The organism is Pseudoalteromonas sp. NZS11_1, assembly GCF_015864275.1.
Lineage (GTDB): Bacteria > Pseudomonadota > Gammaproteobacteria > Enterobacterales > Alteromonadaceae > Pseudoalteromonas > Pseudoalteromonas arctica.
In genome coordinates, this window is sequence record NZ_JADYXK010000009.1 from 112,975 (window position 1) to 127,182 (window position 14,208).

12 protein-coding genes are annotated in these 14,208 nt (G+C 37.2%); 3 read left to right on the forward strand and 9 right to left on the reverse strand.

All coding sequences use genetic code 11. From position 1 onward, the window contains the following. Window positions 1-5 precede the first annotated feature (5 nt). The gene (locus I6F44_RS09095) at window positions 6-1,562 is read left to right on the forward strand and encodes a cryptochrome/photolyase family protein (protein ID WP_197173633.1); all 1,557 of its coding nucleotides are present in this window, start codon (window positions 6-8) and stop codon (window positions 1,560-1,562) included. 60 nt (window positions 1,563-1,622) lie between these two features. Here the strand turns inward: I6F44_RS09095 and I6F44_RS09100 are convergent, their stop codons facing one another. The 9 genes from I6F44_RS09100 to I6F44_RS09140 form a co-directional block, all read right to left on the reverse strand. Continuing rightward, window positions 1,623-2,069: an Hsp20 family protein gene (locus tag I6F44_RS09100; protein ID WP_007585496.1), complete on the reverse strand. Its 447-nt coding sequence runs from the start codon at window positions 2,067-2,069 to the stop codon at window positions 1,623-1,625. A gap of 230 nt (window positions 2,070-2,299) precedes the next feature. After that, window positions 2,300-2,830 carry a peroxiredoxin-like family protein gene (locus I6F44_RS09105; protein WP_007585494.1) on the reverse strand — a complete coding sequence of 177 codons (531 nt, stop codon included), beginning with the start codon at window positions 2,828-2,830 and terminating at the stop codon, window positions 2,300-2,302. Between the two features lie 113 nt (window positions 2,831-2,943). Then, complete coding sequence (locus tag I6F44_RS09110; protein ID WP_197101590.1) at window positions 2,944-4,341, reverse strand: sigma-54-dependent transcriptional regulator; 1,398 nt, start codon at window positions 4,339-4,341, stop codon at window positions 2,944-2,946. Between the two features lie 9 nt (window positions 4,342-4,350). After that, window positions 4,351-4,725, reverse strand: coding sequence for an Hpt domain-containing protein (locus tag I6F44_RS09115; protein WP_101216632.1), 375 nt, complete (start codon window positions 4,723-4,725; stop codon window positions 4,351-4,353). A 108-nt stretch (window positions 4,726-4,833) separates the two neighbouring features. Beyond that, the gene (locus I6F44_RS09120; protein WP_231612816.1) at window positions 4,834-5,646 is read right to left on the reverse strand and encodes a putative bifunctional diguanylate cyclase/phosphodiesterase; all 813 of its coding nucleotides are present in this window, start codon (window positions 5,644-5,646) and stop codon (window positions 4,834-4,836) included. 427 nt (window positions 5,647-6,073) lie between these two features. Further along, complete coding sequence (locus I6F44_RS09125) at window positions 6,074-6,364, reverse strand: hypothetical protein (protein ID WP_024591629.1); 291 nt, start codon at window positions 6,362-6,364, stop codon at window positions 6,074-6,076. Window positions 6,365-6,966: 602 nt separating this feature from the next. Then, window positions 6,967-9,777 carry a PAS domain-containing hybrid sensor histidine kinase/response regulator gene (locus tag I6F44_RS09130; protein ID WP_197173634.1) on the reverse strand — a complete coding sequence of 937 codons (2,811 nt, stop codon included), beginning with the start codon at window positions 9,775-9,777 and terminating at the stop codon, window positions 6,967-6,969. After that, window positions 9,770-10,378 carry a cysteine hydrolase family protein gene (locus I6F44_RS09135; RefSeq protein WP_197173635.1) on the reverse strand — a complete coding sequence of 203 codons (609 nt, stop codon included), beginning with the start codon at window positions 10,376-10,378 and terminating at the stop codon, window positions 9,770-9,772. Before I6F44_RS09135 ends, I6F44_RS09130 begins: the two co-directional genes overlap by 8 nt. A 22-nt stretch (window positions 10,379-10,400) precedes the next feature. Beyond that, window positions 10,401-11,438: a response regulator gene (locus tag I6F44_RS09140; RefSeq protein WP_010554674.1), complete on the reverse strand. Its 1,038-nt coding sequence runs from the start codon at window positions 11,436-11,438 to the stop codon at window positions 10,401-10,403. Window positions 11,439-11,695: 257 nt separating this feature from the next. Here I6F44_RS09140 and I6F44_RS09145 point away from each other — a divergent pair, with 257 nt between their 5' ends. Together I6F44_RS09145 and I6F44_RS09150 are read left to right on the forward strand one after the other, a co-directional pair. Then, a complete protein-coding gene (locus I6F44_RS09145; protein ID WP_007585470.1) occupies window positions 11,696-11,959 on the forward strand; it encodes a GrxA family glutaredoxin in 264 nt (87 codons plus the stop codon). Between the two features lie 160 nt (window positions 11,960-12,119). Further along, window positions 12,120-13,985, forward strand: a complete 1,866-nt coding sequence (locus I6F44_RS09150) for a DEAD/DEAH box helicase (RefSeq protein ID WP_007585469.1) — start codon at window positions 12,120-12,122, stop codon at window positions 13,983-13,985. Window positions 13,986-14,208 lie beyond the last annotated feature (223 nt).

Sequence of the window (14,208 nt, forward strand, 5' to 3'; positions counted from 1 at the left end):
TTACTATGACCCATCACAAAACACTCAGACTAATACTAGGCGATCAGCTAAACCCATCTCATTCATGGTACAAGCAAAAAGACGACGACACGCTTTACCTCATCGCAGAACTAAAACAAGAAACTGACTACGTTAAACATCACATTCAAAAACTGTGTGCCTTTTTTAATGCTATGGAAAACTTTGCAACTGCATTAAACACGGCAGGTTTTAATGTTTTGCATTTAACACTTGATGATACCGATGACGACAAGGACTTGATTGAATTACTCAAGCGAGTTGCCGATAAATACCAATGCGACTCTATTGAATATCAATACCCTGACGAGTTTAGGCTAAAATCTCAATTAGCTAAGTTTAAAAGTGATAGCTCATTAAATGTAATTGCTACAGATACTGAACACTTTTTATTACCGTTCACCGATATAAAAACACGCTTTACAAAAAACAAGCATGTAACAATGGAGCACTTTTATCGTGCTATGCGTAAGCAATTTAATATATTAATTGATGATGCAAAGCCAACTGGTGGCAAATGGAATTTTGATAGTAATAATCGTAATAAATTTTCCAAAAAAGACTTAGCCGACATCCCAGAGCCTAAGTTATTCAATACTGATGTTAGCAGTATTATTTCTCGTTTAAATAAGCACAACGTCGCTTATTTGGGTGAAATAAATGAACATTCACTGGAGTGGCCAACAACGCGTAAACAAGCGATTGAATCTCTTGAATACTTTTGTGAGCACTTACTTAGTCGCTTTGGTCACTTTCAAGATGCGATGACAGATCAAAGTAAAAACAATACCAGCCTGTACCATAGCCGTTTATCGTTTGCCCTAAACGCAAAAATACTCCACCCGTTATATGTAATCAAACGTGTAATAAGCGAATACGAACAAAGACCCAATGAAATATCCCTCTCGCAAGTAGAGGGCTTTACCAGGCAAATATTAGGCTGGAGAGAGTATGTACGTGCCATTTATTGGATTAACATGCCCGACTACGCAGTTAAAAATCAATTACAAGCCAAAAATAAACTGCCATCTTATTTTTGGAACAGCTCTACAAAAATGAATTGTCTAAGCCACTCACTCAAGCAAAGCCTTGAAACCGCTTATGCTCATCATATTCAGCGCCTAATGGTTATTGGGAACTTTTGCATGCTTACAGGTATTAACCCTGATGACGTAGACAACTGGTACTTAGGCGTTTATATAGATGCCATAGAATGGGTAGAAATGCCCAACACCCGAGGCATGAGCCAGTTTGCCGATGATGGAATAATTGCAACAAAGCCTTATGCTGCAAGCGGTAACTACATTAATAAAATGAGCGATTACTGCAAAAGCTGTCAGTACAATGTTAAACAAAAAGTAGGAGATAAGGCCTGCCCGCTAAATAGCTTGTATTGGCATTTCATGAATAGACACAGAGACAGGCTAGAGAAGAATCCACGTATTGGTATGGTATATAAAAACTGGGATAAACAAGATGAAACACTTCAAGAACAAACGCTGCAACAAGCAACATACTACCTTAATAATTTAGAAGCGCTTTAAGTAAAAAAACCGCCTCAAATGAGGCGGCTAAATAATCAGGGGAATATGTACTTTAGAAGACTATTTACCTTCTATTAGATTACTATTACCAATTTCTATTTTACGTGGTTTAAGTGCTTCAGGAATTTCACGCTGTAACTCTATGCTCAATAAGCCGTTAGCTAAATCGGCACCAAGTACTTTTACATGGTCTCCAAGCTGAAATTTACGTTCAAAGTTACGCTCTGCTATACCTTGATGAATAAACTTACGTTCATTATTTTCATCTTTATTAGCTTTAATACCTGCAACTTTTAATGTGTTGTTTTCTGACTCAATGGTCAATTCACTATCACTAAAACCGGCAACGGCCATAGTGATTCTGTATTTGTCTTTATCGAGTGCTTCTATATTGTAAGGAGGAAAACTCGGCTGCTTGTCTGTATTAGCTGCCGCATCCATAAGTGATGCTAAATGTTCGAAGCCGATAAATGAACGATAAAGTGGTGATAAGTCTACTGTACGCATAATAATATCCTCATATTTAAGCGATATTTTGCATGTGCTTTTCTATTGAACAAGCTCAAGCAAAGTTTAATTAATAATATAAATTTCAATTATTTAAGTTTAATTTAGGACCCATCAGGCGTCCTACTTAACTATATATGGACAGTAAAATTGTTTTCAAGTAAATTTATTAAAAAATAAATAAAAAAGGCACTGAAGAGTGCCTTTTTTGAAACCATTTAAAATGAATACTATTTAATAAATGTGCCCCTGATTGGATAGTCGTTTTCTCTTGAAAACTTAATCCCACCTAGCAGTTGCTCTAAATCAGGACGAACAAACGGGCTGTTTGATATATCGACCATTTGAAGCTGATTTTTTTCATTAAGCACATAAATTCCTGGTTCAGCAAATGGATGATCAGTTTCTGCACCACTGCGAGGCTCGCTAATATGTAGCCCTAAATCAGTCATTTGTTCGATTGTTAAACCATAGTAAATTGGGAAGTTAATATCTATTTTTTCAAGATGTTTATTAAGCTGCTCATGGCTATCACCACTTACTGCAACCACTTCAACTCCAGCCTCTTTAAAGTCTTTATGAACTTTAGCAAGCTCGTTGAGTTGCGCAGTACATTTAGGGCAGTGCTGGCCTCGATAAACAACAATCATTTTCCACGGAGAGTCACTTATTCTGTCAACTAAATCTACCTTTTTCTCATCAACATCACTCACTACTAGTGATGGCATAATATCCGCAGGTTTTAAACTAGTGTTACTCATTGCGATCTCCTTTTACTATTTCAGATTAAAAATTAATTTTGCTCTTACACATAGAGTTTAGGGTAACTTTTATTAATTCAACCTAAAATTGCAATTAAAAATCTATTAAAGCTTTAAGACCATCCCTTTATTTTTCTATAAATGGTAGATGCACTTACCCCTAAATAAGCAGCAGCAAGAGGAATGTTGTCTTCGCAGCTTTTGATTGCGTTTTCAATAGCCCTTTTTTCAACTTGCCATAATGGTTCTATATCGTGAACCGACATAGGAGATAATTGAACACTCTGATCGTTTGTATTGTGAATTGACTTAGCTGAGCTTGAGTGTTTTACAGCGCCTAGACCAAATGAATTTGGTAGCATATCTCTTTCTATTACATCGCCATCATTAATAACGACTGTATTTTCAATTACATTTTGCAGTTCGCGTATATTTCCTGGCCAATCGTAATTACAAAAAAGCGCCTTAACTTCATCAGAAAAGCCAATAAAATGTTTAGCGTTGCTATCGCTTTTTTGTTTTAAAATATACTCAGCGAGCAGTAATATATCGTTTCCGCGCTCCCTTAAAGGCGGGAGCTTTACGGGGATAACATTTAAACGATAATATAAATCTTCTCTAAAGCGCCCTTCTGCTACCTCTATTATTGGATTTCTGTTGGTTGCACATACCAAGCGAACATCGCTGTGTAATACCTCGCTGCTACCAACCTTGCTAAATATGCCGGTTTGTAAAAAGCGCAATAACTTAGCTTGTAAGTTAAGCTCCATTTCACATAGTTCATCTAGAAATAACGTACCGCCGTTGGCCACTTCAACAGCGCCCTTACGATCGCTTAAAGCGCCACTAAATGCCCCTTTAACATGCCCAAAAAACTCTGATTCAAATAACTCAGCAGGGATCGCAGCACAGTTTATAGCAATAAAAGGGCCTTGGCTGCGAGGGCTCGAATCATGAAGGGTTTGTGCGCATACTTCTTTACCGGTTCCACTTTCACCTGTAATAAATACGCATGCTTTGCTTCTAGCTGCGCTATCTAGCAATCTAAAAACGGTTTTCATTGCGAGAGATTCACCAACAAAATCTTGGCTTTTATCACTGCTTTGAACCAAAGGTTGTACTTTAGCTTGCTCTTTGGGTGTTAACGCACTTTCTACTGAGCTAATAAGTCGCTGACTTGTGAAGGGTTTTTCTAAAAAATCGAAGCCACCTAAACGCATAGCTTCCACTGCAATATCAATAGAACTATTTGAGGTGATCATGACTACATTAGCAGGATTTTTTTGTTTATTTACAAATTGTAAAACTTCAAGCCCACTTATATCAGGCAAGCATACATCTTGTACTATCACCGCAGGCATTTTTTCTTTAATACCGACCAAAGCAGAATATCCATCTGCGAAATGCTTACATTCAAAACCTACTTGCTCTAGCTGACTGGCGTACAAAGCACCACTTGCGATGCTATCTTCAACAATATAAACAAGGCCTTTACCCATTATATCTGACACGGCTTTCTCCTAGATAGCTATACTCTTACTCATTATTTGATATGCATCTCGGGTTTTATCCAAGTTATGCTTAATAACAAGCGCTGCGTGCAAATTCTCTTCTGTGGTTGGTGGTGGTGAATCGTGTAACTGTGTTGCCAATGCAGCTAAAGGAGCGGCTCCATATAAGGCAGCCGAGTTTTTCAAAACATGCATTATTTCTCTAATTTTTATAATATCTGCATTATTAATTGCCGTATCTAATTGGTTAGCCATAGTAACTAATTCATCGATAAATAAGTTTACTAATCGAGCTAAAACGCTTATTCCAACATCCTTTTCAAGTTGAATTAAAACATTTAGCTCCGTAATACTTTTATCGATAAACTGCTCTGATATAGGCATAGATAACCTTTGTGTAAGTTAAAGCTTCGTACACTAATAAAATGTAAGAATTGTAGTTTAAGAGTAATTTGTTTTTTGCATTTTGCAAATCAAAATGAATATAAACAATTACAGAGCCCAGGTATCAATACTTTTTGTTAATGTTTGCGGCTTATCGAGCAAGTACCCCTGAGCAATATCACAACCAAGTTGTTCTAATATTTGTAATTGCTCATTCTCTTCAATGCCTTCTGCTACAGTTTGTAAGCCCAATCGTTGAGCCATCGCAATAATTGCGCTACATAACGTAAAGTCTTCGTTATTAGTTGCAATACCACTTACAAAACTGCGATCAATTTTTAAACCATCGATATCAAATTGACGAAGTAGACCTAAAGACGCGTACCCAGTGCCAAAATCATCAATCCACACCTTTACGCCTTCTTTATGGAAGTTTTCAAACGCCTTAGCTATTTTATCAGGGCTATGAATGAGCGCTGTTTCCGTTAATTCAACTTTAATAGCTTGTGGTGGTATTTGGTGCTTTTCTAGCAAAGCCATTACTTTTGAAAACACATCACCATCTAAAATTTGTACCGGTGAAATATTTAAAGAAACAGCAATATCTGTCATACCAAAATGTCGCATCTGTTTTAAATCAGACAAACATTGCTCAAAAATCCAGTCACCTAATTCTAAAATCATTCCCGATTGCTCTACATGAGGGATAAACTCATCAGAGCCTACAATACCAAAGCGGGGTGATTGGCACCTTACTAGCGATTCAAAGCCGACCAACTTTCCCGTTCCTAATGATACAAGCGGTTGATAAACCATTTTAAAATAATTATTTTGCATTGAATCAGACATGATTCTTTCTAACTCATGCCATCTTGCGAGATTGACTGGGCTTTCCGATTCTAGGTATTTAAACGCACTCATGATTTTGCTCCGTTTTTCACTCTTAGTGACTTATTATAATGAGTAGCAATTTACAGGCCATTTTAAATGTGGAAAAATAGAAATAAAAACCAATGGATTCAGGCGGTTAAATTGGAAGGTTAAAAGATTTTAGTTCTCCCACTTTATTCGCATTTTGCAATTCAGTTTGCTATGCACCTAAATTGGCAAATGAGCGCTTAATCGAGCCTATAAAGCACAGATAAGCCAGTTAATAGCTGCTACTAAAGCTAGTGTTAGCAATTGTAGGTGAGAAAAGAGAAAGCTTTGATAAAACCCTGTTTAGGTTAAGCACAATCTAAATTTAAAAGCATATAGCTAATTTTATAGGGAGGGATAGAAAGTTAAAACGGTGGTAGGAACATAAAAAAACGCAGGCAACTATAAATAGTTACCTGCGCAAAAGTCTCTAGTTTGAAAGAGTGTCGTTATTTTCGTTTTTAGGAGCAGTTACATGTTGTGCATAGTTGGTATTTTGCGAGTCAAATGTATTACTCATCAACTGTGCGTTTTCAACATCAGCTTGTGTAAAAGTAATTGGCTGTATATCTGCCAACGGTTCAATCGAATCGCTACCTCGTAAAACTGTAATACCTATTATTAAAGTGGCAACAAGCAAAATAGACAAAACCATAATTTCAGGTGTTAGTACCCAATTGTTACCTTTAGGCTGTTGTTTAGCTTTTGTGTTTGTTTGCATTTTGCACCCCTTAAAATTTAACTAAATTCGTCTTGATTTGATATTTAATATGTTGCGAAAGCCGTGCCAACTAAACAAAAACAAACGAAAGATAAAATAAACAACAAAATCAAAGTATTAAAAAAATTAAAAATGTAATTTAGAATCCAAAAATAATTCGTAACGTTGTATTTTTATTTTGAATTGCAATTTGCGAATCAAATTGAAAAACTATAATAAAAACACTCATTAAATACTAAAAAATAAATTTAACTTACTCCTAAAGTACTAGGTTAATTTCTTCGTTTATCAAGTTTTATGCAACACAAACCCAATTTTTATATTAGGGTCTGTTGATCTTTGCGGATTAAAATTTGTTCAAACTAGAGGCGGTTTAATCGCGGCGCGAGGTTTGTAACCTAGCGGGCTAAGTAAAAACCGAGCAACAAAGAGTAAATAGCCCCTAGGAAGAACCCTTTGGGCAGCGCCTGTTTGGCATTAATGCTACGTTATCGCCCATTTATGGGGAATAACCACACTGCATAGGCTCTGCCTGGCCTAAATACCAAACAGACTGCTGCAAATTTAACCCTGAAAGTTCAACAGACCCTAACCTTCATTGCTCAGCTCAGCTTTTCCCACACTTGCGCTAAACGAGTAAGCTTTAGATGCTTAGATTCAATAGCCTGCTTTGGTGCATATTTATCAAGCAATAAATAAAGTGTTTCACTTACAATTGGTTTAGCTAAATAATCATTCATCCCCACTTCAATAAATCGCTCTTTATCACCATGAATTGCATTTGCTGTGAGCGCTATTATAGGGGTGACTATACCTAACTTTCTGATTGCTTTAGTTGCAGAGATCCCATCTAGTATTGGCATCTGGATATCCATAAAAATAATATCAAGTTTATTGTTTTTAGCCTTGGTTATTGCCTCCTGCCCATCGCTAGCAACATATACCCGACAACCTTTTTGCTCTAAAAACTGTCTTATTACTATTTGATTATTAGTATTATCTTCAGCAACCAATACATTGGTCCCATTCAACTGAGTTAACCCTGAAGAGCTTTCTAAGGCTTCTTTTTGTTCACGATTAGTAAATATAATATCTAAATGAAATAACTGTTCTTCCAATAAACTAATTGCTCGCGGTACATGCGATACTTTAAAAGGGCCATTTAACCTAAGCTCTCTGTCGTTAAGATTTTGCGGTAATAAGCTTTCACCTAGTAAGTCTAAGATAAGTAAACACGGTGAATTAAGGGAGTTATATGTATTTATACACTCGCGTGTTTGGGCTAGCATTGGAGGATCAGTTAATACAATTGCATCAGGAAAACTATCATACTCAGGGATATCTGGGCATATTTCATAGTGCTCAAAAGCGATAGAAAACCGAGTGAGTGTGTGCTCCAACGCGGTTTTTAAAATTTGGTTATGTCCTACAATCCATACTCTTGGCTTTTTACTTCGTGCTGCAAACCCCTCTCGCAATATTGAGTCGGTTGTGTCTATTTGTAACGGGTAATTAACGATAAACTCACTCCCTTTATTGAGCTCAGAGTTAACCGAAATATCTCCCCCTACTACATCACAAATTTGCTTACATATAGCAAGGCCTAAGCCACTACCACCATGTTTTCGGGTAATTGAATTATCTGATTGAATAAAAGGCATAAACATACTTTCTATTTTATTTTTTGCGATTCCCATTCCAGTGTCTTTTACTGATAAATGAAGATTTAAATTATTGGCTCCAATGTAAGTACATCTAACGGTCACCGTTATTACGCCTTGCTGAGTAAACTTAATCGCATTGGCTAATAAATTAATGGCTATTTGCCTTATACGTGCATGATCACCAATTACTTGAGCGGGGACATCAGGATAAAAATCAAAAACAACCTCAAGCCCTTTTTGCAAAGCGCTTTGGGAAATTATATCTATTGCTTCTTCAATACACGTATCAATACTAAATGGCTGATTATCGAGTGTTATAGCTTGTGCTTCAAAACGCGAATACGTTAATACATCATCCAATACACTCAGTAATGCATCAGAGCTTGTTTTAATCATTTGTGTGTAACGCATTTGCTCAGAAGTTAAACCGGTATGATGCAAAATATCTGCAGAGCCAATAACGGCATTTAATGGCGTGCGAATTTCATGGCTAATATTTGCCATAAATCGGCTTTTAGACTCAGCTAATGTTTCTGCCTGATGTTTAGCTTCAAGCAATATTTGCTCGCTTTCAATACGTTCTTGTATATCAACAAGTGTTGCGGCAATAGATAACAAATCGCTTTCGTAGCCACCCACAATGGGAGTAAGTGTCATTTCAACCCAATTATTTATCCCTTGTGCATTAATCAAACGTATATCAAAGCGACGTATATCACGCTTACCATGTTTATAATCAAGCAAAGTGCTACTAATTTTTTCTACATCTTCTTTTGCTATAAACTTAATTATAGGTAAGCCAAGGCTCTCATCTACATTGCTGTGTAAGACGCGTTGCCATGCTTGATTTATAAATAATAGGTTGCCAAATGTATCAAGGCGTAAAACAATATCAGGAATATTATCTACGACAGAGTGATAGTTATATTCTATCTCTGCCATTGCTTGTTCAGCTTTAACTCGCTGCGTGATATTAGTTTCTATAGCGATAAAGTGCTTTACTTGACCTTCATCATCTCGCACTGGGTTTGCATCAATAGCAACCCAATAAATATTACCGTTTTTATCGTAATTTGTAGTTTCAACTTGAAAAGGAAGTCCATTTTTTACGGCATGAGACATAACCTTACGGCTTTTTTCACATGTTTTTGGCCCTTGTAGCAATTGACCTGGGCTAGTGCCTATAACCTCATCACAGGTGTAGCCTGTAAGTACTTCAAAACTATTGTTAACCCACTCAATCACACCAAACCTATCTGTAATAATCACTAAGTTATTTGTATGGCTCGCAACAAGCGATAAGCGTTTAACATATTTTTGCTGTTGCGTTAGCAAAAATTGAGAATCTTTATGACGTTGAATGTCATAGAACGAGCCTATAAAGCCGCTTTTTTCATCATAAACTAACCTTAACTCAAACCAGTTCATGAGCCCGATGCTGCTTTTAATTTGTATTTCTACACTGGGAGCCTGCTTCCCTTCTAGTAAACAACAGCTGTATGCGACAAAATGCATAATATCATCGCAATTCATTAACTTAGTAATATTGGAGCCAATTAATGAATCGGTTGAGTAACCTAACTTCTTCTCCCAAGCTTCATTAATATAAGTAAAATTCAAATGTTTATCACACTCAAAAATACACTCATCTAAAATAGCTAATAGCTTTGCTTGACGTCGATTACTATTGGAAAGTTTTTCAACTAGTGCATATTGGATTTGAACTTGTAGCTCATCATTATTATTCATGATCTCTCCAATACTTTATAAAAGTATTACTCTGACAAACTCGTGCATAAAGAAGGGAAACCTTTTCACAGTAGAATGTTTGTTCAAAAGGAGTGCGTCTCGGTGTGCAGTCACTTAAAATAGTGGCATTAGAACCAAGTACAACAGCAGTGCGCACAGTTGAATCAATACAGATAGAAGACACAGTACCCGCTAAAATTATATTAGTGGCCCCATGTTTTTTGATGTTTTCGGCTAAACCTATATGTGTAAAAGCATTTAAACTTCTTTTCCCAAATACCACCTCTATAATATTACTAAAAAGGTCTAGCTGCTTAATGGTTTGAGCACCGTACGAACCCACTTTAAATGCCCCCACCGCAATGACTTTTAATATACCAATCGGATTTTTAAGCTCGCTATAGTTTTGCGTAAAGTGAATGGGTGTATTAATAACTAAAGCAAATTGCTCTGCGCAGAAGGTCAATAAATAGAGTGTATTTTCCCCCACGCCAGTAATTCTTGATGACTCTTCAACCTCGTCATACAAAATGCCTTTTGGCAAAAAGTAATTGTTTTGAAAACCAATTAAAATAGGTGCTGTCTTAGAGAAATCATCCATAACTCTCTCCTTATTAATCAATTTAAGAGGCTAACTGCCAAGGTTTAATAAATTTCTCAAGTACCGCTTTTGTCACTGGCTTCTGTAAATAGTGAGTAATTCCTTTATCAAACAACTCAGCTATTTGCTCATCGCCTGTCAACCCCGTTAAAATAACTTTAGGAGTATTGTTATTAGGTGTATTTTGCCTAACTAATTGCTGCGCCACATCGCTACCAAACATTCCTGGCATACGCTCATCTAAAAGTAGCAAGTCAAATGGTTCATTTTGAGCAAGCGTTAATGCACTGGCACCATTTTCTGCACACGTTACTAAGCAGCCCAGCATTTCAAGCATTACTTTTGTAGCAATTTGGCTCGGTAAGCTGTCGTCTGCTACTAATACCGATAAACGTGTTTGTGTGTGAAATGTTGTTAAAATAGTAATTAAGTCGGTATCAAAAAATGGCCAGCCTAATATTTTTTTAGATAGTTTATGAGCTTGGCTCAGCTCGTAAATGTCGTTAATAGAGCACAACTTTATGTGTGTATTTAAGCTGTCACTATTTAATTTATCAATTAATGCGTTACCACTAAGATGGCGTAAATCCTCTAGCTGTGCAGACTCTCTAAGCGTGCTATTAAATAATTTAAAATTTAAACCAAAACGATCGTGAGTATTAGCTGACATTTTTAAACAGCTTTTGAGTAACGCTTCGCAATCAGTTAAAACGTCTACATTTTGTCTAACATCAAGCGCTAAACTAACAGACTCTTTAGTTGCTAAGAGCCCGTGAAAATCCAACGTGTTTACTTGTTCAGAATCATCAATCTGATAGTGAATACTAACTCCCTGAATATTTGCTTCGAGGTTAAGTAAAAAGCACTGCTTTACTGCTGCTAGCGCCGGAGTAAGAAACGCCTCGCATTGTGCAATCATTTGCTCTGGCGGAATTTGCAAACAGACGTAGTTACATTGCAACTTGTTGATTAAGGTAATAGAGAATTTTTGACTTTGGGTTTCACAATATTTACCTATTACCCCTTGGATAATTTCTAAAACGTGACTATTAATATTCATAAAGCATTCTCGTTAACCCAATGTATAGCTCTACATCATCAAGTTATGTGCCATAAATTAATTCTTGTAAACATACTTGCATTCATAGACTTAAGTATTAGACAAACAGGGCTCTGGTTTTTCATTCGCATTTTGCAAATCATATTGCTATGCATAATATGATTTATGCTTTTATTAGAATGGTGCAATCGATTTTTTTCTCTTTAAATAATTTTCCATTCATTTAAACTGATATTAATCAAATTGAGGAGAAAGCTATGTTAACCGTAATTTTTGGCCGTGAAGGCTGTCCATTTTGTGTTCGTGCAAAAGATGTTGCTGAGCAATTATCAAATGAACGTGATGACTTTAAATTTCGTTACATTGACATAATTAAAGAAGGCATTAGTAAAGCCGACCTTGAAAAGTCAGCGGGTAAGCCTTGCCCTACTGTTCCACAAATTTTTGTAGACCAAAATCACATTGGTGGATTTACAGAATTTGAAGCTTACGCAAAAGAAAACCTAGGCTTGTATAAATAAGCTTTGTATTAAATATGTTAACCAGTTTAATAAACCCTACATTGAGCTGGTTAAATTTCGACCAACATCAAACACATACAAATTAGTTTCAATTTATACAAGCATTTGCCTCGCGAATCCTATATAATGCGCGCCTCTTTAAATTCGTTGAGGCGTATTAATGTCAGAACCAGTCACGTTTGAATCTCTAAATCTTTCTCCTGCAATTTTGAAGGCAGTTGAAGAGTTGGGTTACAAGACACCATCTGAAATCCAAGCTCAATGTATACCGTTATTGCTAGAAAGAAAGGACGTACTGGGACTAGCTCAAACGGGTACAGGTAAAACCGCAGCATTTGCACTGCCATTACTAAATAATATTGACCCGTCTGTGAAACAGCCACAGATCCTTGTACTCACACCAACACGTGAGCTTGCGATCCAAGTTGCTGAGGCATTCGAACAATATGCTAAACATGTTCGTGGTATTGAAGTATTGGCACTATATGGTGGCCAAAGCTACAGTATCCAATTAAGCGCACTTCGTCGTGGCGCTCAGGTTATTGTTGCAACTCCAGGTCGTTTAATCGATCACATTAACCGTGGCACTATCAAGTTTGATGCTCTACAAGCACTTGTACTTGATGAAGCCGATGAAATGTTACGTATGGGCTTTATCGATGATGTAGAAAGCATCATGGAAAAAACACCGCGCGAAAAGCAAACATGTCTTTTCTCTGCGACTATGCCTAAGCAAATTCAAAACATCAGCAGCAAGTATATGAACAATCCTGAACAGGTTCATATTTCTGCGCGTAACTCTACAGTATCATCTGTTGAGCAAGTGTTTTGGAATGCAAGCGTACATAAAAATAAAGCTATTGTTCGCTTCTTAGAAGCTGAACAGTATGAAGGTGCTATTGTTTTCGTACGTACGCGTAACGATACAGTACAACTTGCTGAGTTATTAGAGCGCGAAGGTTTCTCTGCTGCTCCACTTAATGGTGATATGAACCAGCAAGCACGTGAACGCACTGTAGAACGCTTAAAAAGCGGCATGCTAAATGTTGTTATTGCAACAGACGTTGCTGCTCGTGGTCTAGATGTTGACCGCTTAAGCTTAGTTATCAACTACGATATACCACAAGATTCTGAAGCCTACGTTCACCGTATCGGCCGTACAGGTCGTGCTGGTCGTACTGGTAAAGCAATTTTATTCGTAAAACATAACGAACGTTATTTACTTAAAAATATCATTCGTCATACGAAGTCTGAAATTGCACAAGTTGAATTACCAACTGCAAAAATCGTTGAAGAAAAACGTATTGAAGCGTTACAAGCAAAATTAACTATTGCGCTTGAAAACAAAGATATTACATTCTTTAACGAGATAGCTACTAACATGGCTGAAAAACTTGAACTTCCTCTTGAAAGCTTAGCGGGTGCGTTACTGTGTTTAGCACAGCAACAGTCTCCAATTAAAGTTGAAGAAGTTAAGATTCAACCTCGTGAACGTAACGAGCGTAACGATCGCAACCCACGTAGTAACGACCGCAATGATCGCGGTGGTGACCGTGGACGTCGTAACGAACGTGGCGGCGAACGTGGTGGTGAACGCGCTGAGCGTAAACCTCGCGAACGTAACAGCCGTGATGCAGGCCCTATGGATACTTACCGTATCGAAGTAGGTCGTGAACACGGTGTTCAGGTTAAGAACATTGTTGGCGCTATCGCTAACGAAGCTGACATCTCAAGCAAGTTTATTGGTGATATTCGTTTACACGACAATCACAGTACGGTTCAATTACCGCAAAACATGCCTAAAGATGTACTTGATCATTTCCAAAAAGTGTTTATTTGTAAACGTCCTATGGGCTTAACAATTACACAAGATCAAGGCCCTGCTGAGCCACGTGCAGAACGCTCTGAGCGTCCAGCTGGTGACAAAAAGCGCACCTTTAGTAAAGATAAAGACGACAGCCAACGCGGTGATAAGCGTACTGGCCCTCGTAAAGAACGTCGCCCAGTAAGCTTCACAGCTAAATAAGCAACGACTCTTTAATAAAAAAACCTTGCCACGAAAGTGACAAGGTTTTTTTGTGTCTGTAACATGAAAAAACTAGTTAACCTGAACTCTGAATAATAAATCTCTTAACCAGAGTTCATATATGGTCTCCTCCAGTATTGCAAGGTGTCATTCAACGATAGCAGGGACAGGTTTGCTGTCATATATACGGTCTTTTAGTGAAGATTATTACTTCTGACCTTGA